Here is a 25,182-nt window from a genome sequence, read left to right as displayed (position 1 = left end):
CTGACAAATTTGAATGTATTAAGGTGTGCATATGGAAGAAAAAAGACCTGATTTTGGAGATATAAAATCATTTGAAGAATTTAATAGATACTACTGGTATCGAGAAGAACTTTCACAAATTTGTAAGTCCCTTGGATTAGAGTATAGATGTACGAAGCAAGAATTAAACTATATTATCGAACAGTATTTTAAGGGAAATAAAATAGAAAAATTTTTGAGTAAAGGAAACAAGAGTCAAGTTGAAGTGATAACCTTGGAGACTCCGCTACTTAACTGCGGTTTTTCTTTTAACCAAAAATTTCGAGATTATTTCTCAGCTGTAACAGGCATTAGTCCCTTTAAATTTAGTGCTGATATGGCAACGGCTTGGCGAAAAGTAAAAAGGGATAAAGATATAACATTCACTATTCAAGATATGATTAAAATATATTATGGTGAGTCAGATTATGCCAAGTATGATAGTTCGGCTTGCCAATGGAATCAGTTTCTAAAAGACTTTTGTTTAGATGAATTGAGCGATTGTTATTCTAATAGGTTAAAAGTTGCAGCTATTCTCTGGAAAGAAGTTAGAAACTCGATACATGAAAAAGTTTACTCACGGGAACTTTTAAAAAAGTATGAATCTAAAGTAGAGGAATATCGTAAGTAAACAGATTACAGCTTGTCGAGCTGAATAAAACCAAATCCATCAATTTACATGCTATCTTATTATAATACAATAATAAAATAGATGTTGGAGCGAGCATAGAAAAAAGAGGAGCCTCGTAATGAAGTTCCTCTTACTTTTGATTGTCCGAATCGATATTCTCATTTCAAATAAGGGTAGTGAAAAAGGTAGTGATTCGATTGATTTATATTGCGATGTACTGAATTCAAGAAAAAGGAAAAGCGCTTGAAATGTACTGACCCCGAAAAGTTGGACAGAAAAAATCTAACATTGGGGTATTTTATAATGAAATTGCGTTATGAAGATAAAGTTCAAATCTATGAACTAAGGAAACAAGGAATCAGCTTAAAGCGTCTTTCAGAAAAATATGGAATTAATCTTTCAAATCTTTTGTATTTCAAAAATTTATTGGAACTTTTCTCTTTACGCGTTTGTCGTGTCATCATAGTTCGCTTTGTGTAATATTGTATTTTTTTCTTAAATTTTTGATACGAGTAGGTATTTCTTGTGAATAATTTTCTTCAAAAAATTTCATATATAATCCCCCTATAATCATGGAAAAGTATAAAGTAGTAAAAATAGTTGTTATCCTAGTTGATTAAAAAAATCTCTGATTTCCTCATCTTTTATAAAATAATATATAATTTTCCCCTCTCTTCTAGTGTCTAAGATGTTTTGATTGGCTAGTTTACGAAGATGGTGGGAGGCAGATGCCATACTGAGATTTAATAAACAGGCTATATCGCAGACACATAGTTCTTCGACGGCAAGGAGATAAAAGATGATATTTATCTGTTTATTATCGGTAAATTTTGATAAAATGCGAAGTGATTTTTGGACTTTTTCCTTTTCAAGGTAGTTCGTTGCGGTTGTAACATTTTGTTGATTTATAACATCCACTTGACAGATACTATCTTTTTTCATAATTTTTTCTCCTAGCCTAACACAGCCCATAGCATGTCAAAGCTGTTGTTTTCAATCAGGATATACATCCCCAATCCTAAATAGACAACGGCAATAAACCATCTGCTATATTTTTCCAAAGTTTCTCCAACAGAAGGGACTTGTGCTAATTTTTGGGCAGAAAAAACCAAGAGATAAATCATGACTAGAAAAGTAAGTAAAGTCACTATTAAATTCGCTAAATTTAAGGTGGTAAAATATGGGACAAAGACACCAATATTGTCAGCGCCACAACTTGCAAAAGTAATCATAGCGACTAGAAAAATCAGGTTTTTATTGTCTTTTCGCAAACCATCTTTTGCAATAGCTTCTCCATCAGAATCTCCTAAAAGCAAAACTTTGAGGCCTAGGAAAATTGGAATCAAACCGAGTAAACCTAAAATCTCTTTACTAGGAATATAATTTAAGACAAATGCAAAAAGCAAACTTAGGAATATTAGACTAACAGAGCCTAGAAATTGTCCTAAATAGATGTTAATGATGTCCTTTCTGCTTTTTCTTTTGGCAAAAAATAACATTAGGATAATAAGTAAGTCTACGGCTGTCCCAGAATACAGGATTATTGAAGTAACAATATTTTGAATCATAAAACACCTCATTCAAATATATTTTTGAATGTATTCTAACATTAAACTTTGTAGATGTCAACTTAAAATCCACCAAAATATAGATAAGAAGTTAGTGTACCAAATATTAAAAAGCCCTGCCATCGAAATGATAGCAGGGCTTAACTTCAATATTCAGATGATATATTTATCTAAAAAAGGTAGAGTAAAAGGTAGAGTTTTTATTGATTTGTAGTGCGATATAATGAGTTTCAAAAAATCAAAAATTACTTAAAATCAATATTTTGACGTCTATTGACGTGTACTGAAACCCTTACTTAACCTCTGTAAACACAACGTGTTTGCGAAGTTTTGGTGAGTATTTCTTCAATTGAAGACGGTCTGGAGTGTTACGTTTGTTTTTAGAAGTAAGGTACAAGCGTTCACCAGATTCTTTGTGTTCAAGTGTGATATTTACGCGCATGGTATCTCCCTTCTATTATTCAGCTGCTGCAGCTTTAGCGATTTTACGTCCTTTGTAGTATCCTTTAAGTGATACGCGGTGAGAACGTGAGTAATCTCCAGTAGTTTCGTCAAAGTTTACAGATGGAGCTGTTACTTTGTAGTGTGTACGACGTTTGTTTTTCTTCGCTTTTGAAGTGCGACGTGCAGGTACTGCCATTGTTTGTTTCTCCTTTTAGAATGTAATTCGATGCAATCTCATGATTTTCATCAACTTTAACAGTATAACAAAACTTTTTTGTAAAGTAAAGTTACTTGACAGAAATTTTTGATTTTCTTTTTGACATAGCAAAGCTTTTTAGCAGTTGCGCCTGTTTTTTAGATTATTATTCCAATATTCTGAAAATTTAAAAATTTTCTTCTATCCAACAGAGCCTAAGTGTGGTATAATAAAGCACAAAGATAACTGCAATGAAAGGGAAAGACATGACAGATAAGCTAGATACACGCCACAGAAGTAAGATTTATGACAGTATGGTCAAATCTCCTAACCGCGCCATGCTTCGTGCGACAGGGATGACGGACAAGGACTTTGAGACTCCGATTGTCGGAGTGATTTCGACTTGGGCTGAAAATACGCCTTGTAATATTCACCTGCATGATTTTGGGAAATTAGCCAAAGAAGGAGTAAAAGAACAAGGTGCTTGGCCTGTTCAGTTTGGTACGATTACCGTAGCAGACGGGATTGCCATGGGGACACCGGGTATGCGCTTCTCTTTGACATCTCGTGATATCATCGCGGACTCTATCGAAGCTGCCATGGGGGGACATAATGTGGATGCCTTCGTCGCTATCGGGGGCTGTGATAAGAATATGCCTGGCTCCATGATCGCCATCGCTAACATGGATATTCCAGCTATTTTCGCTTATGGAGGAACCATTGCACCGGGAAATCTTGACGGGAAAGACATTGACTTGGTTTCTGTCTTTGAAGGAATCGGTAAGTGGAACCATGGCGATTTGACTGCTGAGGAAGTACGCCGCATCGAGTGTAATGCCTGCCCTGGCCCTGGTGGTTGTGGCGGTATGTACACGGCTAATACTATGGCGACAGCTATTGAAGTTCTAGGTATGAGTTTGCCAGGGTCTTCTTCTCACCCAGCGGAATCTCAAGATAAGAAGGATGATATCGTGGAAGCTGGCCGAGCTGTTGTCCGAATGCTGGAAATGGGGCTTAAGCCGTCTGATATTCTGACTCGCGAAGCCTTCGAAGATGCGATCACAGTGACCATGGCTTTGGGCGGCTCTACCAATGCTACTCTGCACTTGTTGGCCATTGCCCATGCGGCTAATGTGGAGCTGACCTTGGATGATTTCAATGTCATTCAAGAGCGCGTGCCGCATTTGGCGGATTTGAAACCATCCGGCCAGTATGTCTTCCAAGACCTATACAATGTCGGTGGTGTGCCTGCCGTTATGAAATATCTTTTGGCTAACGGCTTCTTGCACGGTGATCGCATCACTTGTACAGGTAAGACGGTGGCTGAAAACTTGGCTGATTTTGCTGACTTGACGCCAGGTCAGAAGGTCATTATGCCGCTTGAAAATCCAAAACGTGCGGACGGTCCATTGATTATCCTGCATGGTAATCTAGCTCCAGACGGCGCTGTTGCCAAGGTATCAGGTGTTAAAGTGCGCCGTCACGTCGGGCCTGCTAAGGTCTTTGACTCAGAAGAAGCTGCTATTGATGCAGTGCTGGCCGATGAAGTAGTCGATGGCGATGTAGTCGTGGTTCGCTACGTTGGTCCAAAGGGTGGCCCTGGTATGCCAGAAATGCTGTCACTTTCTTCTATCATCGTAGGGAAAGGCCAAGGAGATAAGGTAGCCCTCTTGACAGACGGCCGCTTCTCAGGTGGTACCTACGGTCTCGTTGTCGGACATATAGCTCCGGAAGCTCAGGATGGTGGCCCGATTGCCTACCTTCGCACAGGCGATATGGTCACGGTTGACCAAGATACCAAGGAAATTTCCATGGCAGTTTCTGAAGAAGAACTTGAAAAACGCAAAGCAGAAACAACCATTCCACCGCTTTATAGCCGCGGTGTACTTGGTAAATATGCTCACATGGTATCCTCTGCCGCTAAAGGTGCTGTTACCGATTTCTGGAAACCAGAAGAAACAGGTAAAAAATAGCCTATATATGACAAAAGAACCCGCTAGTTTTTCTAGCGGGTTTATTAATTTGGATGAATTTCTATCTTCTTATCTAGGACTAATCCCTAGCGCAATCCGTCCAAAGCGACTGATACGAGTGATTTTCCACGCGGGCGACCAAGTGACTTCAACGGAGACAGTTTCGATGCCCTCGATTTGCTTAAGGGACTCGACGATTTCAATGGGAACGGTCTCGGTACAGTCGCAGGCTGTGTCTGTGAAGGTCATGACAATCTTGCAGTGGCCAGTCTCGTCAAGGTGGATTTCATAGATGAGCCCGAGATTGTAGACATCGAGCTCGACTTCTGGATCGTAAATCGTTTCGAGTTTCTTAATTAATTCTTCTTGGATAGCTGCTGCTCGGTCATTGATTTTGATATCGTCTCTCATCTTCAGTCCTTCTTTCTCTATAGAATGGTGGTCTTATTTTCTCACAATTCTGACAATTTTTCAAGAAATTCTGGCGAATGAAAACGGATTTAGTCTCTTGGAGGGAATTTTTCTGCTCTAACTCCTCAAAAAATCTGATTTATGGTAAAATAATAGATATTATATAGTTGCAGAGGATTAGAAAATGAAATTACAAAAACCTAAAGGAACTCAGGATATCCTCCCTCAGGAATCTGCTAAATGGCAATATCTGGAGGAGTTTGCTCGTAAGACGTTTAAAAAATACAACTATGCGGAAATTCGGACACCGATTTTTGAGCACTATGAGGTCATCAGTCGCTCTGTTGGAGATACGACAGACATCGTGACCAAGGAAATGTATGATTTCTACGATAAAGGGGACCGTCATATCACCTTGCGACCAGAAGGAACTGCGCCAGTCGTTCGTTCTTATGTGGAAAACAAGCTTTTTGCACCAGAAGTTCAAAAGCCAGTTAAGCTTTATTATATGGGCTCTATGTTCCGCTATGAGCGGCCTCAGGCTGGTCGCTTGCGCGAATTTCACCAAATCGGGGTGGAGTGCTTCGGCTCTGAAAATCCAGCGACAGATGCAGAAACGATTGCTATGGCGGCTCAGTTTTTCAAGGAAATTGGGATTGGACAGGTGACGCTGCAACTGAATAGTTTGGGCAATGCAGCGAGTCGAGCTGCCTACCGTCAGGCCTTGATTGATTATTTGACTCCGCTGAAAGAGAGTCTTTCTAAGGATAGTCAGCGTCGTTTGGAGGAAAATCCGCTGCGGGTGCTGGATTCGAAGGAAAAAGAAGATAAGGCAGCCGTTGCGCAGGCTCCTTCGATTTTGGACTTTCTGGACGAGGAGAGCCAGGAGCATTTTGCGGCTGTCCGCTCAATGCTAGAGTCTTTAGGGGTTCCTTATGTCATTAACACCAATATGGTGCGCGGACTGGACTACTACAATCACACGATTTTTGAGTTTACGACTGATGTGGCAGGCAGCGAACTAACTATCTGTGCGGGTGGCCGTTATGATGGCTTGGTTGACTACTTTGGTGGGCCAGAAACCCCTGCCTTTGGTTTTGGTATGGGAATGGAACGTCTCCTCTTGATTTTAGAAAAACAGGGAGCAGCTTTGCCATTTGAGACAGGCTTGGATGCCTATATTGCCGTTCTAGGTGAGGCTGCCAATCGCAGCGCTTTGGAATTGGTGCAAGCCCTTCGGAATCAAGGATTTGCGGCCGATCGAGACTATTTGGACCGCAAGCTTAAGGCACAATTCAAGTCAGCAGATGCTTTCAGAGCCAAGACCATCATTACTTTAGGTGAAAGTGAAATCGAAAGCGGCCAAGTCACTGTGAAGAATAATGCGACTCGTCAAGAAGTGCTGGTTGGACTGGATCAAGTCCAGGAAAACTATCAGGCTGTTCTCGAAAAATTAGGTTGTTAGAGAAAAACTTGCCCTTTCTTAAATTTCTAGCTCTTTAAGGAATCTCAAAATATTACATTTTTATTACGCGACGAGCAAATACTGTAACAAATTGATAATATTTTGGTATAATGGTTATACTCTTACATAAATAAAGGAGAAAAAATGAAAAAATTGATGAAATTTGGCGTATTGCCTGCTTGTATTCTTTTGCTGGGAGCATGTTCGGCCCTGCCAAAACCACAGAAGAAGAACGCTGAAAACGTGAAGACAGAGCAATCTTCATCTTCTACATCAGAAAAAGAAACCAATGAAAAGCGGATTGAAAAAGACGCAGATATTATCTTGCGTGCAGTCTTTACAGATCATTCTTCAGGTTTCACAACCTTGATGGGAACGTCTGTTGACAAATGGAAGAAAGGTATTACTCAGTCTTACGTTGATGAAAATCTGTCTAAATATACGCCAGAAGAAAACTACACGCTTGACTTAAAAACAGAAAAATTCCCTCCATCAAAAATCTTGGAGTTATTTGACCAAGCACGTTTTAAAGTCTTAGCTACGGTTGGCGATAATTTTGAAATTACTAAAGTTGAAGATGATGGAGAAACTGCAACTGTAACATTTAAGAGCCGTGCGATTGCAACACGTGATTTGGCCAATTTAATCAATATGACCAAAGCTAGTTTGTTTGAAAATGGGGTTGAAGATGTAAAAGCCTTGGAAGACTCAACGGATCCAGATCTTGAGAAGCGTTTGGCTTTGGTAAATAACTTCCTCTTCTACTATGCTTTTGACCGTATGAATGAAGACTTTGGCTACATTGCGCCACGTGAGTTTACAATGGAGTTAACGAAGACAAAAGAGGGTCGCTATATTCTCAATGACGAAAACTTTATTGAATTGCGTAAATCAATTTTTGTAAATGAGTATTCAGCAAATGGTGCGGAAACCCGTAAAGGAAACAAATCAACAGATTCTGGCTCTAAATCTGACTCAAGCTCCTCTTCATCTTCCGATAAATCAAAGATCTAATAGTTTGAAATAAGATTTAGGATCTCATTTATATAGATAACAGGTCTGGGGCTTTTTGTCTCAGACTTTTATTTTTTCAAATAGCTTGAATTGACGGAGGATATGAATGAAAACAATTTATTTAAGCAAAAAAGACATGTTGGAAATCTGTCGAGATGGCGATAAGTTTTTCTTGCGTTATCCAACTTTTAATATTACCTGCCCAGAAGTGATTAGAGAAATTCCCAAAGAAGCTGCAGATAGCTATATGTCGGGAGAACATACTGGCAAAGAGTTGATGAATTATGCGCAATATGGTTTTTGGAAATCTAAAAAACAATATACACAAGATGAGTCTGGTAAGATCTTCATCGAAAATCATCCTTCTTTTATTTTAAAAAACCCAGGAAATACTCGTCGTCTTTTTACAGCAGAGGAATTTAGACAAATTGTCACCAAAGCCATTGTTTCAGAACTGGAACCTAGCGAACTTGACGCTATTGGTACAGTTGATAATCATTTAGAGCTTCTTCTGGTGGATCCAGTTGGCTGGGAGGAAGAGATAGAAGCAGTCCATCTGGAAATTCTGCAGGAAAAACTCAACAACTATATTTATTTCTTTGAAAGCAAGCAGTATGTGGAGCGATATGGCGATAGCTTTGCTAAAAAAGTCATCCATATCACCTTCCAGTATTCTCCATCTGATAATGGCCTAGCCTTTCTCGCTGCGGTTCAGAAGGTGTTGCAGCCTACAGATATGAGTTTGAAGGTAGAATTGCCAGAGTAAGTTAGAAAAAGAGAAGGCGTTTGTCTTCTCTTTTCTAATCTTCAAAAGCCTTTGCAATCTTTTCTGGACTAGATTTATAATATGGTATAATGTAAAAAAGTGCTTTCTGATTAATGGCTAAAAAACTTGATATAGTAAGAGAACTATTCTATCAGTTTAGTTCATATCATTTAAAATTGAGAGGGTCGACTATGTTAACATTAAGCCATGTGATTGAAGATACCTACAATGTAGAGGTGGACTATTATACTCCTCTTACTATTGAATGTTCGAGTTTCCCCTCATATATACGAAAAGCTTACTTCCGTTTAGTAGGTGATAATAGCCTACTTGAAATTGGGATAAATCCAAATTCTTTTCGATTGATGAATATCATACTTGTCCAGGTATCAAATGTGACTTTAATGGATGACATGAGTCTAGAAGAAGTGGAAGAGATAGAAGGCATTCCTGTTTTTCGTGATACTGTCATGTTTACAAATGGACTACATGATAGGAGGCGGTCCTTTGATGTCTTTTTGTCTAAAGACTTTTTGAAAATACAGTTGCTTAATCCTAAGGAAACTATGTATCTGACTAATGGGAGAGCAAAATTAGGATTTTCTCAAGATGGAACACTCGTGAGCATCTTGCTCGTAGAACTGGCATGTCATGAATATGAAATTTTAAAAAATAGTTTTGAATAGCGCTCCAAAAGTCTATTTCCTTGAGTGCTATAAAACTAGACTTATTTGAATAAGGAGAAAAATGATTAGAGCAAAATATGGTGAAAATATTGTTGTCGCTTTTAAATACAAAAATCAGTATTCTTGGTATATTTCTGATTTGGAGTTATGGTATATTAATTACGAAGAAGCGGGATACGATTTAGATGAGATTTATAAGGATAGATTACGCTCTCCGATTTTACTGCCCGAGAATATTCTCTATTTTTTAGAAGATATGCAAAAATATAGTTGCGATCTGTCAGAGTTAAGGAAAGTCTTTGCTAATGAGTATAAAAGGGATAAACTGAACGCTATTTATGATTTCGCCCCATCTTTATTTGTTGATATGGATAATTTGTTGTTGTACTCAAATTACGCAGAGTCTATTTCTTTTGAAGAGTATGTATCAGCTCCATGGATTGGGAAATATCAATATTTCCTAGATTTAATTCCAAGAGAATATTGGTTTTGGACGGAAATAGGGGAAAATGTGTTTGACAAAAATAAAACAAGTGAATAGAGTAAAGAAAATAAAGAAATAGAAGGAAATAAACAAAGGAAGAAACTCTGCTCAACAGTTATGGGTACGGTTATTCCCTTTAATCACTTTCTACTGGTCCCAGTTTGGCAAGAGAAAAAGCGATAGAAGAGGAACATCCTGAATGGAAGAAAATCAGAATAATCAATAAAACTGGTAATATGCTGAAAATTCATTAACCTAAAAGAAGGCGCTTTATGGCCATAGGAGGATAAGTGGTGAAAAGAGATAATATATTTATAGAAGAAAAAATTAATGAATTAATTAAAATTAACAACTTATCAATTGATGAGTTGGTTGAAGAATTGGAAAAATTAAAGCAAGGTATAAATCCCTACAAGCGTCCGATAGAAAAAGTTATCAGATCAGTACAACTTGATTATTCTGTTTGCCAAAAAGAGAATATGATAGCCACCTACACTGCAGGATATTCTATTGAGAGATTCAAAGAAGAGTACCTTAAATATGTCGATAGCCTTCTCCCTATTTGGTATAGTAATTCAGGATATGATGCAATGCTCTGGGCTCTATCCATTGGTATTTTGTTAGAGATTGATGAAACTACTTTTGATAAATTGGTAGATTTGGTAAGGAAAGATGATCCAGAGGACTATTTAATCGATTACCTTATCCAGTCTCGTCATCCAGAGTGGACAATTCGGATAAACTATAATTTCCCAAGACCTTATGGCTTTACTCGGAAAATTATTGAAGAAGAGAATGCTGAACAGGCACTCAAACTACTCAAAGAATATGTAACTAAGAAATGGTATCCAGGACATAGGGATACAGGTTGGTATGACCTGCATAAAGAGAATATTGATAATTATTATGGTTACTGGTCCTTTGAATCTGGTGCTCTCTGCAAACTCAAGGGCTTGGATTACAAAGAATTGGAAGGTGTCCCGTATTTCCCCTATGATTTGGTTGCTGAAGGTGCAGAAGTCTAAAGTATACTAAGAGATAATTAAGTGATAGCATTAACGATTTACAGAAATATTGACTATCTCTATTAAAAATTACAAATGAAACTAAAAATAAGGAAGGTTTTAAGATGTCCCAAGAGAAATATTTACAGGTTAAAAGGAGTATAGAATTCGTCTTGCTTTAGTGATTTTCCTTTTCATTTTATTTGCCATACTAGATTGTATGCTAATAATTAGTTCTTCCAGATTTATCCCATTTTTAGCAACAGCCATGGCGTCTGTCATACCTGTCAATCATTTTCTGCTTGTTCCTTTTTGGCAACAGAAAAAAGCGATAGAAGAAGAGCATCCTGAATGGAAAGATCTTAGTACAAAAGGAGTAAAGATTCCTACGGCTGAGGCTAATAAAAGGACATTAGCAGGTATCGGTGCAACTTTAGCTTTGCTTCTCTCCTTTGCAGTATTCTATAGACCTGTTGAGCAGCAGAAGATTAATTATAAAGAGCTAAATGATGCACTCAAGGTTAATGAGGGAACATCTACCACATCAACATCTTCTATGTCTAATTCGTCAACTGCCATTGAAGAAAGTGCTCAAACGGAAAGCTCCAGTAGTGATAATAGTAACTCTCATTACCATATCCCTGGAGCTGATGACGAGACGATTAAGAAGGTGGTTGATAAATCCTTACAAGACTTGAGGCAGCAAAATTCTGGAGAGCAGCAAGCAGAATAGAAGGGGAGAAAATGAGTGATGCTAGTTTAAAAGCACAAATTGACAGTGATAAAGCCAACAAGTCTATGTTCCGTATTACAAAGAAGCGGTTAAAGGTCATGTAGATAATCCGAAATGGTAGGCTGATCCTGATGCATCTAGGATTGTCGCTGGAGAAGAGTTGAAGAAAGCGCGCTCACATTATCAACAGATGCTTAGAAAAGGTGAACTGCCAAAAGGATACAATAGACAAGGGTTGGCGTTTGGTGGTGAGAATGTTCCGGAAAATATTCAATTTACTGGAGAAACAACGATTAGACATTCAGAATTAGAAGGATTAGATACTAGTTTTTATCATGAAAATGATTATGGTAAAAAGGATCCAAAGGTTTTGAAAATACATCAAAGAGAAGTGGACTATATGTATTTGGAAATAATCCAAATCATACTGAAGTCACTAATTTCCAAAATGAAGTATTGAGATGGCAAAGACAGCAAGGTTTAAGATAGGAGCTTGATAGATGAGTGAAGTATTACTGCCTGGAATTTGGTATGGCGAGGTAAGCCAATTAAGTTTGGATGAATTAAAGAATAGCTTGCTTTCGGTACAAGACGAGCGTGAGTGCATACTGTTAATTGTTGAAATAATGAAAAAGGGAGATTTTTCCGTTAAAAATCTTTTAATTGATTTAATGAATCAAACAGAAGATGAAGCTGTGTTAAATTTATGTATCAGATTATTTTGCTCAGTGTGTACAAATGATGATTTAAAAGATGTTAATAATTTTCGTTTTTTAGATTCTGTATCGGAATTTGGAGCTTTTACATTCGTTACTGGTGCAGTTGAAACAATGTCATATCAAGTTATTCCATATCTTTTGACGCTGTGGCAAGAATGGGAAGATTCTGATAATGATTTAGAAATTGCTATACAGGATGCGTTGGATTCTTTTCTCGAATATCGCTCGGTTTTATCAGAGAACGCAACGTTAGAGGAAGTAGGAAATCTATATATAGATGTAGTAAAAACTAAAAACTTAGATTGTTATTATTATAATACTTCTCTTGCTTTTCCTGGTTTGTTTACACAAGAAATTATGACTGCTCTACACATCGCTGCTCAAAAGAAAGAAAAATATCATTTATATCTTCAATCGTCACTTTTGTCTATCTATTCGGGCGAAAAAGTTCCAGTTGATACTAATGTTGTAATTTCAAGAGATGAAATTGATTTAATGATTAGTTATATTGATCGTCTAATCAAAAAACTTTGGGTAGAAGGCATGAAGTATTTTTATGGTCATCCTGTTGAAAACTAGAAGTGTTGGAGAAAAGATTGTAAAATATTTTATCCCGAAATCTTTTACTAGAGGCTGGTTCGGATTATAAGTTAAAAAATAAATCTGGAAAATCGTGTCTAGACTATGCGGAAGAATATGTTTGGAGAAGTGGTCTGCTTGATATAATAAAGGAGTATGAAAATGGTAGAAATTAATAACAATGATTTTGGTGGTTTTGTTGTTTCAAACAATATTCTTGATGGAAAAGCTATTCGCTATTCCTATCGCGAGAAATCTGCTATTCCACAATTAAATGGCTGGACACTGTTATCAATCGAAGATGATGAAGCTTACCTAGCTAATTCAAAAAATTTCACAATTTTAGGAGCAAATAGCATTGTAAAAATTGCTCCTGTTATACTGAAAATTTTTGAAGCCCCATACGGCACCGACTTGTGCTGGCTATATGAGGAAGGCGTTCATGTAGGATTTTATGATTTGGTGAGAGATAGAGAAACTACTATCGAGGAAATCATTAGCTGAATATAGAAATGATGGAGGAGAACTAATGAGAAAACAGGAATTATTAGATTTTTTAAAATTTAATAGCAACAAGCTTAGATATTATACTGTATACTTAAATAAAAAAGTTTTAGATCAGTTTGCGATAGGCTATTATCAGGATTTAAGTGCAAATAGATTTATAGTGTATGAGGTGACTGAACGTCAACAGTTACATGAAAAAGCTAGTTTTGAAAGAGAGGAGGATGCTATTAAAGAATTATATGAGGTTGTGAAATTTAGATGTAGGATTAAAAGCGTTCCTATTCAGTTAGATGTTTCAGAAATTGATGCAATCGGAACGAGTGATACAGACTTGGAACTTTTATTAATAGATGGCAATCTTTGGCTTCCAGATACCGAAGAAGAACATTTGTTGAAGCTTCAGGAAAAACTCAACAACTATATCTACTTCCTCGAAAGCAAGCAGTATGTGAAGCGGTATGGCGATAACTTTGTTAAAAAAGTCATCCATATCACTTTCCAATATTCTCCATCTGACAACGGTCTAGCCTTTTTAGCAGCTGCTCAGAAAGTCTTACAACCTACAGATATGAGCTTGAAGGTAGAATTACCAGAGTGATAAAGAGAGCGGAAACGCTCTCTTTTTGTGGTATAATGAGACTATATTTATAAAAAGATTATTTAACAGTTCTAAACAGCGAACTACTTATGCCAACGATTGGTACAAAAGGGTATTCTTACGATGATTTTCTATCTGCGATTGAACGTCAAGGCTATTATGAAATAAAAAATCCACGTGTATATAAGCCTGGCACTAATGAAACTGATGAAGAAAAGGTAGAGAAGCTCCTTAAGGAATTCAAGGAAAAATACTACAATCCACTTAAGGTAGTGAAACTATAGGAAACACCATGGAAAATTTAAAATGACGAAACAAGAACTAGTAAATTTCATTAATAAACATAGAGATAAGATAGGGATATTTCATATTGCACTTGATGAACGATTTGAAGGTCAATTTACCTTAGGATACTATTACGATGAGAAATCTAGTCAATATAAAGTATATGAGGTTAATGAGCGCCAAGATATCTGGATAAGAGACGAATTTAAAAATGAAAGTGATGCAATAAATCGACTTTATCGTTTGATAAAAACAAAATTTTGGATAAAAGAAACTCCAATTCAGTTAGATGATTCAGAAATCGATTGATTAGAAACAGTCATATATTTTTCATTGAGCATACTTATATGAAGGGGAAAGGGTGTATTACCAAATGAATCAAATAAAAGGAAATGGGTTTATTATAACTGGAGAAAATGGCAATTATACAATGTCCTAGATGACAGGAGGTTTTCAAGATATTGATAGAGTTGTTCAATATAGAGTCAAAGAAGAGAGTGAAATCCCTGCAAATGTAGGATCTATCGGACCTCAAATAGATTTGGAAATCAACATGTATTTGCCAGGTGGTCCCAATCAGATTGAAATGTTGATGGGGAGAGAAAAAATGAAACATTTAGAGATAATTGGAATTCGTAATATAGAATATTGAGAGGGTAGTCTATATGAGGGTTAAATATACTGACCAAAGTGTTAAGTGGGAGAATAATGGAGAAACTATAGAAATTCACATAGAAAATATAATATTTGTAGACTTTGATAAAGATAAAAATGTTATTTTTATTGGAGTTGGAAAAAATTTTATTGCATCAGATTTTTATTATTACTCTATAGATGGGGTGTTAATACTCCAATATCATGAGTCGACTGACATTATTTCCTGGGGCTATAATAAAAAACATGAAATAGAGATTCCTAATAAAGAATCAGTCTCTTTCTACCCCAATCAAAAACTGATTTTAGTTATTTATAGAATCTCGTCTGAACAGACTTCGGTTACTGAAATGAAAATATTGGATTTATATGGTAATCTCATTTATCAAGCTAAATCTCCTGAGGGTTATACTATGGTCTATGTCACAGATGTTCTTAGTAACCAAATAAAAGTTGTTTGCGATGCAGTTATTGAGGAGAATCGAGATTCCTACGGTCGTGATTGTTTTAATTTTCTATTAGATCTAGATACAAGAAAATGGACAAAATTTGATTTAGCATACTAAAATCTAAACTAGGGCTATCGAGTTCAGCTTTGTAAAATTTACAATATTTTAATACTAGAGATTTGCCATATCCTGAGGGATTTCAAGCATACCGTTAGTATGAAGTGCTGGTAGATTTAACTGAGGAAAATATTCTTAAAGAATTTGCAAATGTACCTAAAGAAGTGAAGGATGCCCTTCTCGATGCGATGGGTGTCTCTGATGACCATCTGGAGTTGTTGTTGATTGATGAAAACAAATGGATAGAGTCTCTGGAAGAAGAACACTTGTTGAAACTTCAAGAAAAACTCAACAACTACATCTACTTCCTCGAAAGCAAGCAGTATGTGGTACGATACGGCGATAGCTTTAATAAAAAAGTCATCAATATCACTTTCCAATATTCTCCATCTGATAAAGGCTTGGCCTTTCTAGCAGCTGCTCAGAAGACATTGCAGAATACGGATATGGGTTTGAAGATAGAATTGCCAGAGTGATAAAATGAGCGAATTTAGAGGAGACGACCATCTTCTCTTTTTTGTTTGCGACAGACCTTATCCTCCTATCGGCGCTCAATATTCAATATGGTATAATGGGACAAGGTAGATAGACGGCTAGTCTGATGATAGGAGAACGGGTAATTGAAAGCTAAAAAAATCGGTGCAATCTTTCTAATTTTTATTAGTGTATGTAGCCTTTTTATATTTGGTATTCGAGAGTTTGAAAAACAAGACTTATCTAAATATGAATATTGGATTATAGATACAGAAATTACGGATTATGAATTTATTGAAAATGGGAGAATGATCACAGTTGATTGGCACAGTAAAAAGGAAGTCAATCAACAAGTGAGAGTTCTTGATAAAAAACCTAAATTTGGATCTCCAGGGCGAATAGCTGGCAGACGTTTCCTTGTTTCCTATGCGGCGCGATTCAAAGCAAAATCCGCCCGGAATGAAGTGCGAGATGATTTTCCTATCCTAGAACAAAATTATCCAGATAAGGGGGAATATTGGAAAATAAATGTCTATGACACTAAGGGTGAAAAGTTAAACAAGAAAGTGCTGGATGTATTTGAGATCACTAGAAATTATAATGAGAACTATTATCCTGCTTTTATATTAAATAAGTATTCGATAGACAGTATAGATGGTAAGGAATATCTGACTATTTCTTTACGGAAAAAAGAAGATACCATCACTGATGTCAGAGACGAATCCAAATTACTTAAGAGATTGATAGACTTAGAGACAGGAAAGATTGTAGATATTGACCCGAACAATCAAAAAAAGAGTTCGCCTAAAATTGGACTTAGTTCGATAGATGCCTTTTCACAGTTATTTGAAGATCATGATTTTTATGTTAGCGATGATGATATTCATTTTTGGAAACTTGGAGATAATACAAAACACTGGCTCTTAAATAGAAAATACCCGAAATCTATGGAAATAATTTCTAAAAATCCCGAAACAAGTTATATCTATAAACTTGCATCTGATGATGATTTGCAAACGTCCATAGATATGATAAAACTCGTGTTTCCAGAAGGTACGAATATCTTTAAAGATATCACCATTCCAGCGGCTAGTTCGAAAGATGGACAGGCGCATCTGGTTCAAAGCGAAGAGGAGTTTTTACAATACTATAAATCCAATGCGGAGTGACAATGGGACAAAAACGAATATTAGCAGAACATATAAAAAGTGTGAAGCATAATTTTGAGGCATGAGTGGCAAAATAGAAGAGCTCTAGTCTGATAGAGTCGTAGCTAAGGATGCCTTAATAAAAACAATAGGAGGGAGGTTTAGTTAATGGCAAAGAGAAATAGAAAAAATAAAGCGAAGATTATTGATACAGAAAGAGAAAGATACCATGGTCCTTTGATTACAGATGGTGTTAGTTTAGTTTATATTAAGTTATATCCATGGATTGGTTTGGCATTAAGCGGTTTTATGTATTTGGTTGGAACTTATGAAGACAATCTAGGCATCTTTACAGGACTTTCTTTGTTTTGCGGTGTTGTGAATATATTAGGTATTATCATTTCTTTTATTCCCTATTTGGTAAACGCATGGAAGGCTTTAATATATTATCTAATAGCCCTCACAGTTTTAAGCTTAGTGATAGGTTTAGATTTTATTGGTTTATTAATGGTTATTTCAGACGGCAGTCCTATAGGAGCCAAGGAGATATATCAATCCCCTCTCACTCCATTTTATGTTATCTTTATATTACTTCTTTTTATCTTTGCATGTGGTCTTTATGCTTGGTATTATCTGCCAAAGAATCAGGGGAAAGTCTGGGCCTTTAATCAAGTAAAAAGGGGAAGTAGAAAGAAAACATGGTGGAATAATTTTGCTGTAGCTTTTGCTGGGGCAACAATCATTCCCGCCCTCCTAACAGGTTATATTCAGATTGCTTTCGGTATTTTATTGGGAATTTTGTTGACCTTGACTTTGCCAGCTGTCATGGTAGATGCGATTTATGCAGCTATTTATGTGAAAAAGCACCCTGATAGTGATGAATTAGATTAAAAACAATCCCTAGGATGGTTTGGATAATGGAGGATATAAATGAGATTATTTAATTATACATTTGAAGAAAGTCAATCTTTTGTTAATGAAGATATTATAAATAAGGTAAAGACTAAAGGGAGTTATAAAAGATTTATAGGATTTGCATTGTTTTCAATCTTGCTATATGTTTTATCTTTAGTAGTTCCTGTACTATTAAGCGGTGATACTATATATTCTACACAAAATTTTAGTTGGTTCAATTTACCTTTAATTATTATGTTTCTTATGTTTTATATCGTTTATATTATTTCTTCTATAAAATATAGAAACAATCCAATGATTTTAAAATATATAACTTTTTGTTATATGCTTTTGTTAATATTCATAATGGAAGTTTGTTTAACTTTATCAATAGCTTCACGAAGAAATCTTCTAGGAATTCTATCGGGATTTCTGTTTGTAATTGTCTGCTATTATCTCATGAGAACCGTTCCTAGAAAAATAAGAGAATCGGTAGAAAAAAGAGAACCATTTGTTCCTTTATCAGCTTTGTTTACAGAGAAAGTCTCTGATGGCCTCATTTTTATAGGGGGAACGGGAATTACTGCTTTTTTAGCACTATTTGATCGTTCGACAGGAAGTGATACTAGGGGGGCAATCAATACTATTGTCACACCTTTTGTGCCTGCGATTCTTTTATTTGCTGTATATGTCTTTTCTATTGACCTTCTGAGAGGCTATTATCTTTTTAAATATTCTGAACAATATCGGAAACAATTCGGCTACTCAGTTAAAGATTGGTATGGTGAAAAGTCGAAAGAATATAAAAAAAGCCAAAATAGTATGACAGAGTGAGAGGCATTCCAAAAGTTAGACACAAAATCTAACTTTTGGGGCTCTTTGTTTAGTACAAGAGTAGAGCAATTATAGAGGAGACAGTTGCCTTCTCTTTTATCTCCATTATTCAGATTTTTTTGCTCGTCAATCTGTCAATTAGATGATAATAAGAACACTGTTTATTTTGTAGAAATCTTATTATATTTCTATATTCTAAAAAGATAAAATTTTCTCCACTCATTCCCCCCCTTATGCTATAATAGTTTATAGAAAGTCGAGGGAATGATGAAGAAAATATTATTAGTGGTTGTGGCGCAGGGAGTGGCCTTGTTTGTGATAACGGGTCTGCTCTGTTATTTTATGCGAGGGGATTTTTTCTTCCGTGCTTTGGCGCCGATTTTTGGTCTGGCAGCTGGAGCCTTTCGCTTCTTGACAGCCATGGTGACAAAAGCGCTGGCTCCCAGTCTTTATGAGGATGGGAAGAAAAAGGAATAGTCTATATAAAATTAGGAGGTCTGGGAATATTGATTCCAGACCTTTTTTATAAAAGTGGTCACTAGAATAAAGACTTTTAATTTTTTTCAGAAAAAGGACAGGTAGAGGGGCTTTCCTAGGCTCTTTGTGGTAAAATAGTAACAGAATTAAAATTTTGGAGAGTAAAGATGAAACGTTCAATGTATGCGGGACGTGTTCGGAGTGAGCATGTCGGTCAGGAAATTACTTTGAAAGGTTGGGTTGCCCGCCGTCGCGATTTGGGAGGCTTGATTTTTATTGATCTGCGTGACCGCGAAGGCATTATGCAGCTAGTTATTAATCCTGAGAGTGTTTCAGATGAGGTCATGAAGACAGCTGAGAGCCTGCGCAGCGAGTTTGTCATTGAAGTGACTGGTAAGGTAGCCGCGCGTGAACAGGTCAATGACAAGCTGGCAACAGGAAGTGTAGAGCTTCACGTGGACAGTCTGACAGTACTGAATACTGCTAAAACAACTCCTTTTGAGATTAAGGACGGGATTGAAGCCAATGATGATACGCGCTTGCGCTACCGTTATCTGGATCTGCGTCGCCCAGAAATGCTGGAAAATCTCAAGTTGCGTGCTAAAGTGACTCATTCCATCCGCAATTACTTGGATGAGCTGGAGTTTATCGATGTGGAGACACCATTTTTGACCAAGTCAACGCCTGAAGGTGCGCGTGATTATTTGGTGCCGAGCCGGGTCAACCAAGGTCATTTCTACGCACTGCCTCAAAGTCCACAGATTACCAAGCAGCTGTTGATGAATGCTGGCTTTGACCGTTATTACCAGATTGTCAAGTGTTTCCGAGACGAGGACTTGCGTGGAGACCGTCAACCAGAGTTTACACAGGTGGACTTGGAAACTTCTTTCCTATCTGAGCAAGAAATCCAAGACATCACAGAAGGTTTGATTGCCCGTGTCATGAAGGAAACCAAGGGAATTGAAGTCACCTTGCCTTTCCCACGGATGAAATACGATGACGCCATAGCTCTCTATGGTAGCGACAAGCCAGATACCCGCTTTGACATGTTATTGCAGGACTTGACAGAACTTGTCAAGGATGTTGACTTTAAAGTCTTTTCTGAGGCACCAGCTGTCAAGGCGATTGTGATTAAGAATGCTGCTGACAAATACTCGCGTAAAGACATTGATAAGCTGACAGAGCAAGCCAAGCAGCATGGAGCCAAGGGACTTGCTTGGGTCAAATTCACTAGTGGAGAACTGGCTGGACCTGTTGCTAAGTTCTTGACAGACTTGTCAAGCGAGTTGACAGCTGCTTTACATCTTGAAGAAAACGACTTGGTTCTCTTTGTGGCAGATACCTTGGATGTTGCCAACGCAGCTCTAGGTGCTCTTCGTGTCCGCCTAGGCAAGGAATTAGGTTTGATTGATCCTGCTAAGTTTAACTACTTGTGGGTGGTAGATTGGCCAATGTTTGAGTGGTCGGAAGAAGAAGGCCGCTATATGAGTGCCCACCATCCATTCACTTTGCCTCAAAAAGATTCTGAGCAGGAGCTGGAAGGAGACCTGAGCAAGGTTCGTGCGATTGCTTATGATATCGTACTCAATGGCTATGAACTAGGTGGCGGTAGCCTACGGATCAACCAAAAAGATTTGCAAGAACGTATGTTTAAGGCTTTAGGCTTCTCAGCTCAAGAAGCGCAAGACCAGTTTGGCTTCCTTCTAGAAGCTATGGATTATGGTTTCCCACCGCATGGAGGTCTGGCTTTGGGTCTGGATCGCTTCGTCATGCTTTTAGCTGGTGAAGAAAACATCCGTGAAGTCATTGCTTTCCCTAAGAATAACAAGGCTTCTGACCCGATGACGCAAGCGCCAAGCTTGGTCGCTCCTGCACAATTAGAGGAATTAAGTTTACAAGTAGAATCACATGAAAAAGACTAGTTTGCGGAAACTTTTTCGCTATTATCTTCATCGCTTTGCCTACCATGTCAAGTTGCTAGAAGTCCTGAAAAGCATTTCGCGTGAAAAATATGATGAGAAAATCTCGGCTTCTCTGATATATGGTTTTCTCTCAGCGGTCGCGGTCAATTTCTTCTTTCAACCGGGGCATGTCTACTCAAGCGGGGCAACAGGTTTGGCGCAGATTGTCTCGGCTCTCAGCGGACGCTTTATCGGTTTTACTATTCCAGTTTCCATCACTTTTTATGCCATTAATATTCCGCTGATGATTTTGGCTTGGTACCAAATCGGACATAAGTTTACTGTCTTTACTTTCATCACGGTATCGATGAGTTCATTTTTCATCCACTTTGTTCCAGAGGTGACATTGACGACCAATCCCATTATCAACGCCCTGTTTGGAGGAGTTGTCATGGGAACGGGGATTGGTTTTGCCCTCAAGTCAAGCATTTCGAGTGGGGGAACGGATATTGTCAGTTTGACCATCCGTAAGAAAACTGGCCGCAATGTAGGTAGTATCTCCCTGATTGTCAATGGCATTATTATGCTGATTGCTGGTCTGACCTTCGGTTGGGAATACGCTCTCTACTCAATGATTACCATCTTTGTATCGAGCCGTGTAACGGACGCTGTCTTTACCAAGCAAAAGCGGATGCAAGCCATGATTATCACCAGTCATCCTGAAGTGGTGATTAACAAGATTCACAACAAACTCCACCGTGGTGCAACCATTATCAACGGGGCGGAGGGAACTTACAATCACGAGCAAAAGGCGGTGCTGATTACAGTCATTACGCGTGCTGAATTTAGCGAATTTAAGTACATCATGAAGCAGACGGATCCGACAGCCTTTGTCTCCGTATCTGACAACGTACATATTTTAGGAAGATTTGTAGAAGAGTAGTCTCGATTATCGACATTGTTAGCGGATCTTACTCAAACGCAATGCTTCCATTTATACATAAAAAAGGAACAAGTTCAGCTGGATGTCTTTCCATCTCAAAAGAACCTGTTCCTTTTTATATTTTTACTTTATTTCAGAACCAAGACTTGCTTAGCAGGAACTGTATAAGAGTCTGCTAGCGGGGCGATTGGTTTTTTAGCGCTAATATGCGGATACTGAAGGTGGATGCTTTGCTTGGTTTTGTTTTCATAAGTCGCTGCTTCAGTACCAAAGTTAATCAAGATGGTCAGCGCTTGCTTATCTTTTTGAATCTTATATTCAACGAGGCTAGGGCTGAGCCATTTGACCTGACAAGCTTTTTGAATAGCAGAGCTAGTTGCCAGAGTCAGAAGTGGGTGAGCCTTTCTAAAGGCAATGAGTTGCTTCAAAAATTCAATGTCTTCTGTATAGTGAAGAGAGCGCAGCCAGTCGAGCTTGTTGATCTCATCAGGCAGGTTGTAGGTGTTGTCAATCAGATTCTTGGTCCGATAAAATTCCTGGCCGCTGTGGAGGAAAGGAACTCCTTGTGCTAGGAGAACGATATGCAGTGCTAGACGAGAGTTGGCTAGGCGCTGACGGAGGCTGATATTTGGATTTTGAATATCAAAATAATCAAACACCGTTGCATTGTCATGGCATTCTACATAGTTGATCGCCTGATGAGGCGCTAGGAAATGTGGCTCTCCTGTCAGGCCGACATTGGCTGTCAGGACATTTTCTAGCCAGCTAGTCGCGTGCTCTTTGTCTAGTCGGCTACCTTGGACGATGGTTTGCTTGATCGTATCACGGAAATGATCGCTGAAGAAGCCATATTCAGCTAGTTGCTCAGCGTTGAATTGGTGAGCCAGAAGGTCGCTATCAAGTCCAGTCGGCATCTGCCATCCTTCTCCGTAAAGATAGATGTTTGGATAGATAGCTTTTAGTTCTTGAGCGATTTGCTTCATGGTGGTTATATCGAGGATGCCCATCAGGTCAAAGCGGAAACCATCAAACCCGTAGAGGCTAACCCATTGCTGGACGGATTGTTGGATATAATGCCGTACCATAGCTTTTTCACTGGCCACGTCATTTCCGCAGAAGGTACCGTTTGTCCGTATGCCTCGCTCGTCTAGACGATAGAAGTAGCCTGGCACAATCTTTTCAAAAGCATAGTTATCTGCTTCATAGACGTGATTATAGACAACATCCATGATGACGCTCATATCGGCCTTGTGATAAGCCGCAATCGCGTCTTGCAGTTCAAAGATACGGCTATAAGGGTTGTGCGGGTCGCTTGACAAACTGCCGTCAGGAACATTATACTGGACGGGATCATAGCCCCAATTATAAACGAGTTCGGGGTGTTTTTCGTCAACGCTACCAAAATCGTATACAGGCATAAGTTGGACGTGTGTAATGCCTAAATTCTGCAAGTATTTTAGCCCAAAGGTCTGGCCGTGTACGGTTGGAGATTCGGACAGAGAAGCAAATTTACCAGGCTGTGAAAAACCAGCTTCCTTTTGCATAGAGAAGTCTCGCACGCTCATTTCATAGATAACGGCTTCTGTTGGTTTTACTTGGCTGGTAGCCCGCTGAATAGGTCTGCTAATCTCTTTGCGGTCAATGACATAACTATGGCCAGAGTTGGCATCTGAAGAGAGGGCGTAGGGGTCATGTACTTCTACCCATTTTCCATTCACCTTGTGGATATAATAGTAGGCCTTGCCTTCTAAGTCCCCAAGGACCTGCGTATGCCAGACGCCCCTATCTTGCCTTTGGAGAGGAATAATCTGCTCTTCCAGATGCAGCAAGACTTTTTCTGAAATAGGAGCCCAAAGTTTGAAATCTGTTGCCTGAGGACTATAGCTAGCTCCCAAATCTCTTCCTTGGTAGCTAAATAATTCATCAAAAATTGGCTTTTGGACAATGTGGCGATACTGAAGAATGGTGTGATTGCGATCCTGATCATAGACTGTGTAGGATTCAGTCAAATCAATCGGATCATTGGTTGAAAGAGTGTAGATAATCTGGTGTTCTTGATTCTCAATTTTTTTGATGGTCAAAGGACTGGAGCTATGCTTGTCCTCTAGAGTGAAGTGGATAGAATAAGCGTCAAAGGACTTTTCCAATTCGATAGTGATGCTATTTTCATCATCTAAGTAGGCTTGGAAAATACGATAAACCATAAAATTTCTCCTTAACTAACGAGTAAGAATGCTGTGGGAGATGACTTGGCGATAGCAAGTATGCTTGTCATCCTTATTATCTTTAATGATTTGGAGCAAGGTACGGAAAGATTCCCTCCCCAACTCGAGGGTGTTGATATTAATGTAGGCATCTACATCAATGCGTGGTTTGATAGAGTCAAAAGTGATAATAGGGAAACGGTAGTCAATGTCTTTGAGATAGTGGAGAGCCCCTTCGGCAACCATACTATCCGATGTCACAAAGGCTTCGATTTCCTGAATAGGCATCTTTTCCATAATCTTATAACTGCTATCTTCCAAGAGGAAACCGAAAGAAAACTTGACGATGTTCTCATCGAGAGGAATACCTGCTTCTTCTAGGGCTTGTTTGTAGCCGGCAAACCGGTCTTGGGATACGACAAGCTCTTTATTCCCAGCTAGAAAGGCAATTTTTTTATAACCTTGATCTAGGAAATATTTGGTTGCATCATAGCCAGCCTTGATATTATCATTATCGACCAAAGAAACAAATGGTGACACTGCTTTCCCTAAAATCAAGAAAGGAAACTGGTTTTTAATCGCAAAGTCAACCAGCGGATCGTTTGGCTTAGAATAGAGAAAAATCAAACCATCGACGCGTTTTCCGAAAATCATTTGTTTGATATTTTCTAAACGACGCTCTTCGTCCTGTCCGGTGCTAATCTGAATGGCATAGTCATGTTCAGACGCGATGCGCGAAATCCCCCGCAAGACAGTTGGGAAGAATGGGTTTTGGTAAAAAAGATCCGAATCATCTGGCAGCACTAGGCCGATGACTTGGGTTGATTGGCTGACCAGACTTCTGGCATTGAGATTTGGATGATAGTCCAGCTCTTTCATAGCAGCACGAACCCGTTTTTTAGTTTCATCGCTGATAGTTGACTTGTTTTGTACGACGCGTGTCACCGTTGAGGGAGACACACCCGCTAGTTTCGCTACTTCTTTAATCGTAACGCGCATAATAACC

General features: G+C 38.3%; 31 protein-coding genes and 3 pseudogenes. 26 read left to right on the top strand and 8 right to left on the bottom strand.

The window, feature by feature from the left end:
• The first annotated feature begins 31 nt into the window (after nucleotides 1–31).
• Nucleotides 32–649, top strand: coding sequence for an SAP domain-containing protein (locus FZ941_RS09245; RefSeq protein WP_148887662.1), 618 nt, complete (start codon nucleotides 32–34; stop codon nucleotides 647–649).
• 463 nt (nucleotides 650–1,112) lie between these two features.
• Here FZ941_RS09245 and FZ941_RS10825 read toward each other — a convergent pair.
• The 3 genes and pseudogenes from FZ941_RS10825 to FZ941_RS09225 all read right to left on the bottom strand — a co-directional run.
• Nucleotides 1,113–1,202 (bottom strand): annotated as a pseudogene (locus tag FZ941_RS10825) (XRE family transcriptional regulator); the annotation flags it as partial.
• A gap of 50 nt (nucleotides 1,203–1,252) precedes the next feature.
• Entirely contained in the window at nucleotides 1,253–1,591 is a 339-nt protein-coding gene (gene cadX, locus FZ941_RS09230; protein ID WP_000711078.1) for a Cd(II)/Zn(II)-sensing metalloregulatory transcriptional regulator CadX, read from the bottom strand.
• A gap of 11 nt (nucleotides 1,592–1,602) precedes the next feature.
• Nucleotides 1,603–2,217 (bottom strand): CadD family cadmium resistance transporter, encoded by a 615-nt coding sequence (locus tag FZ941_RS09225; RefSeq protein WP_002911684.1) that lies wholly within the window; start codon nucleotides 2,215–2,217, stop codon nucleotides 1,603–1,605.
• Nucleotides 2,218–2,245: 28 nt separating this feature from the next.
• On the opposite strand from FZ941_RS09225, the gene FZ941_RS10820 reads away from it, so the two are divergent.
• Nucleotides 2,246–2,431, top strand: coding sequence for a hypothetical protein (locus FZ941_RS10820; protein ID WP_002892741.1), 186 nt, complete (start codon nucleotides 2,246–2,248; stop codon nucleotides 2,429–2,431).
• A 78-nt stretch (nucleotides 2,432–2,509) separates the two neighbouring features.
• Here FZ941_RS10820 and rpmG read toward each other — a convergent pair whose 3' ends face one another.
• Together rpmG and rpmF are read right to left on the bottom strand one after the other, a co-directional pair.
• Nucleotides 2,510–2,659, bottom strand: coding sequence for a 50S ribosomal protein L33 (gene rpmG / locus FZ941_RS09215; protein ID WP_001265622.1), 150 nt, complete (start codon nucleotides 2,657–2,659; stop codon nucleotides 2,510–2,512).
• A 15-nt stretch (nucleotides 2,660–2,674) separates the two neighbouring features.
• Nucleotides 2,675–2,857, bottom strand: coding sequence for a 50S ribosomal protein L32 (rpmF, locus tag FZ941_RS09210; RefSeq protein ID WP_000290416.1), 183 nt, complete (start codon nucleotides 2,855–2,857; stop codon nucleotides 2,675–2,677).
• A 251-nt stretch (nucleotides 2,858–3,108) separates the two neighbouring features.
• On the opposite strand from rpmF, the gene ilvD reads away from it, so the two are divergent.
• Nucleotides 3,109–4,830, top strand: coding sequence for a dihydroxy-acid dehydratase (gene ilvD, locus FZ941_RS09205; protein ID WP_371259085.1), 1,722 nt, complete (start codon nucleotides 3,109–3,111; stop codon nucleotides 4,828–4,830).
• A gap of 69 nt (nucleotides 4,831–4,899) precedes the next feature.
• Here ilvD and FZ941_RS09200 read toward each other — a convergent pair whose 3' ends face one another.
• Entirely contained in the window at nucleotides 4,900–5,241 is a 342-nt protein-coding gene (locus tag FZ941_RS09200; RefSeq protein WP_148887661.1) for a metal-sulfur cluster assembly factor, read from the bottom strand.
• A 184-nt stretch (nucleotides 5,242–5,425) separates the two neighbouring features.
• Here FZ941_RS09200 and hisS point away from each other — a divergent pair, with 184 nt between their 5' ends.
• From hisS to FZ941_RS09085, 23 genes and pseudogenes are all read left to right on the top strand, one after another.
• Nucleotides 5,426–6,706 carry a histidine--tRNA ligase gene (gene hisS / locus FZ941_RS09195; RefSeq protein WP_148887660.1) on the top strand — a complete coding sequence of 427 codons (1,281 nt, stop codon included), beginning with the start codon at nucleotides 5,426–5,428 and terminating at the stop codon, nucleotides 6,704–6,706.
• Nucleotides 6,707–6,850: 144 nt separating this feature from the next.
• Entirely contained in the window at nucleotides 6,851–7,720 is an 870-nt protein-coding gene (locus FZ941_RS09190; RefSeq protein ID WP_111694601.1) for a hypothetical protein, read from the top strand.
• A gap of 106 nt (nucleotides 7,721–7,826) precedes the next feature.
• A complete protein-coding gene (locus FZ941_RS09185) occupies nucleotides 7,827–8,486 on the top strand; it encodes a DUF6572 domain-containing protein (protein WP_148887659.1) in 660 nt (219 codons plus the stop codon).
• 191 nt (nucleotides 8,487–8,677) lie between these two features.
• Nucleotides 8,678–9,172 (top strand): hypothetical protein, encoded by a 495-nt coding sequence (locus tag FZ941_RS09180; protein WP_148887658.1) that lies wholly within the window; start codon nucleotides 8,678–8,680, stop codon nucleotides 9,170–9,172.
• Between the two features lie 61 nt (nucleotides 9,173–9,233).
• Complete coding sequence (locus tag FZ941_RS09175; RefSeq protein ID WP_148887657.1) at nucleotides 9,234–9,713, top strand: hypothetical protein; 480 nt, start codon at nucleotides 9,234–9,236, stop codon at nucleotides 9,711–9,713.
• Between the two features lie 233 nt (nucleotides 9,714–9,946).
• Nucleotides 9,947–10,681, top strand: coding sequence for a PoNe immunity protein domain-containing protein (locus FZ941_RS09170; RefSeq protein WP_398587584.1), 735 nt, complete (start codon nucleotides 9,947–9,949; stop codon nucleotides 10,679–10,681).
• A 199-nt stretch (nucleotides 10,682–10,880) separates the two neighbouring features.
• Entirely contained in the window at nucleotides 10,881–11,393 is a 513-nt protein-coding gene (locus tag FZ941_RS09165) for a hypothetical protein (RefSeq protein ID WP_306452465.1), read from the top strand.
• Between the two features lie 160 nt (nucleotides 11,394–11,553).
• Entirely contained in the window at nucleotides 11,554–11,853 is a 300-nt protein-coding gene (locus FZ941_RS09160; RefSeq protein WP_218837446.1) for a hypothetical protein, read from the top strand.
• Nucleotides 11,854–11,893: 40 nt separating this feature from the next.
• Nucleotides 11,894–12,691, top strand: coding sequence for an Imm47 family immunity protein (gene imm47 / locus FZ941_RS09155; protein ID WP_015606008.1), 798 nt, complete (start codon nucleotides 11,894–11,896; stop codon nucleotides 12,689–12,691).
• Between the two features lie 41 nt (nucleotides 12,692–12,732).
• Nucleotides 12,733–12,867, top strand: a pseudogene (locus tag FZ941_RS10870) (ankyrin repeat domain-containing protein); the annotation flags it as partial.
• A complete protein-coding gene (locus FZ941_RS09145) occupies nucleotides 12,854–13,195 on the top strand; it encodes a DUF2185 domain-containing protein (RefSeq protein WP_148887656.1) in 342 nt (113 codons plus the stop codon). The pseudogene FZ941_RS10870 and the gene FZ941_RS09145, both read left to right, overlap by 14 nt.
• 25 nt (nucleotides 13,196–13,220) lie before the next feature.
• Nucleotides 13,221–13,796 carry a DUF6572 domain-containing protein gene (locus tag FZ941_RS09140; RefSeq protein WP_148887655.1) on the top strand — a complete coding sequence of 192 codons (576 nt, stop codon included), beginning with the start codon at nucleotides 13,221–13,223 and terminating at the stop codon, nucleotides 13,794–13,796.
• An 89-nt stretch (nucleotides 13,797–13,885) separates the two neighbouring features.
• The gene (locus FZ941_RS09135; RefSeq protein WP_148887654.1) at nucleotides 13,886–14,080 is read left to right on the top strand and encodes a hypothetical protein; all 195 of its coding nucleotides are present in this window, start codon (nucleotides 13,886–13,888) and stop codon (nucleotides 14,078–14,080) included.
• A 22-nt stretch (nucleotides 14,081–14,102) separates the two neighbouring features.
• A complete protein-coding gene (locus FZ941_RS09130; RefSeq protein ID WP_148887653.1) occupies nucleotides 14,103–14,390 on the top strand; it encodes a hypothetical protein in 288 nt (95 codons plus the stop codon).
• A gap of 130 nt (nucleotides 14,391–14,520) precedes the next feature.
• Nucleotides 14,521–14,733: a hypothetical protein gene (locus FZ941_RS09125; protein WP_148887652.1), complete on the top strand. Its 213-nt coding sequence runs from the start codon at nucleotides 14,521–14,523 to the stop codon at nucleotides 14,731–14,733.
• A gap of 13 nt (nucleotides 14,734–14,746) precedes the next feature.
• A complete protein-coding gene (locus FZ941_RS09120) occupies nucleotides 14,747–15,301 on the top strand; it encodes an alanine acetyltransferase (protein WP_148887651.1) in 555 nt (184 codons plus the stop codon).
• A gap of 179 nt (nucleotides 15,302–15,480) precedes the next feature.
• A pseudogene (locus FZ941_RS09115) lies at nucleotides 15,481–15,777 on the top strand (DUF6572 domain-containing protein); the annotation flags it as partial.
• A 144-nt stretch (nucleotides 15,778–15,921) separates the two neighbouring features.
• Nucleotides 15,922–16,944 carry a hypothetical protein gene (locus FZ941_RS09110; protein WP_148887650.1) on the top strand — a complete coding sequence of 341 codons (1,023 nt, stop codon included), beginning with the start codon at nucleotides 15,922–15,924 and terminating at the stop codon, nucleotides 16,942–16,944.
• 147 nt (nucleotides 16,945–17,091) lie between these two features.
• Nucleotides 17,092–17,814, top strand: coding sequence for a hypothetical protein (locus FZ941_RS09105; RefSeq protein WP_148887649.1), 723 nt, complete (start codon nucleotides 17,092–17,094; stop codon nucleotides 17,812–17,814).
• 39 nt (nucleotides 17,815–17,853) lie between these two features.
• On the top strand, nucleotides 17,854–18,651 hold the full coding sequence (locus FZ941_RS09100; protein WP_148887648.1) for a hypothetical protein: 798 nt from the start codon (nucleotides 17,854–17,856) through the stop codon (nucleotides 18,649–18,651).
• A gap of 264 nt (nucleotides 18,652–18,915) precedes the next feature.
• Nucleotides 18,916–19,128, top strand: coding sequence for a hypothetical protein (locus tag FZ941_RS09095; protein ID WP_148887647.1), 213 nt, complete (start codon nucleotides 18,916–18,918; stop codon nucleotides 19,126–19,128).
• A gap of 167 nt (nucleotides 19,129–19,295) precedes the next feature.
• Nucleotides 19,296–21,050 (top strand): aspartate--tRNA ligase, encoded by a 1,755-nt coding sequence (gene aspS / locus FZ941_RS09090; RefSeq protein WP_148887646.1) that lies wholly within the window; start codon nucleotides 19,296–19,298, stop codon nucleotides 21,048–21,050.
• On the top strand, nucleotides 21,037–21,972 hold the full coding sequence (locus tag FZ941_RS09085; protein WP_148887645.1) for a YitT family protein: 936 nt from the start codon (nucleotides 21,037–21,039) through the stop codon (nucleotides 21,970–21,972). The genes aspS and FZ941_RS09085 overlap by 14 nt, the downstream gene beginning before the upstream one ends.
• A gap of 128 nt (nucleotides 21,973–22,100) precedes the next feature.
• Here FZ941_RS09085 and pulA read toward each other — a convergent pair whose 3' ends face one another.
• Both pulA and FZ941_RS09075 read right to left on the bottom strand, forming a co-directional pair.
• Entirely contained in the window at nucleotides 22,101–24,176 is a 2,076-nt protein-coding gene (gene pulA / locus FZ941_RS09080; RefSeq protein ID WP_148887644.1) for a type I pullulanase, read from the bottom strand.
• Nucleotides 24,177–24,191: 15 nt separating this feature from the next.
• Nucleotides 24,192–25,175 carry a LacI family DNA-binding transcriptional regulator gene (locus FZ941_RS09075; RefSeq protein WP_148887643.1) on the bottom strand — a complete coding sequence of 328 codons (984 nt, stop codon included), beginning with the start codon at nucleotides 25,173–25,175 and terminating at the stop codon, nucleotides 24,192–24,194.
• Nucleotides 25,176–25,182: the final 7 nt, after the last annotated feature.

This window comes from Streptococcus sp. Marseille-P6264 (assembly GCF_902460355.1).
Lineage (GTDB): Bacteria > Bacillota > Bacilli > Lactobacillales > Streptococcaceae > Streptococcus.
This window is presented reverse-complemented; position numbering and strand designations above follow the sequence as displayed.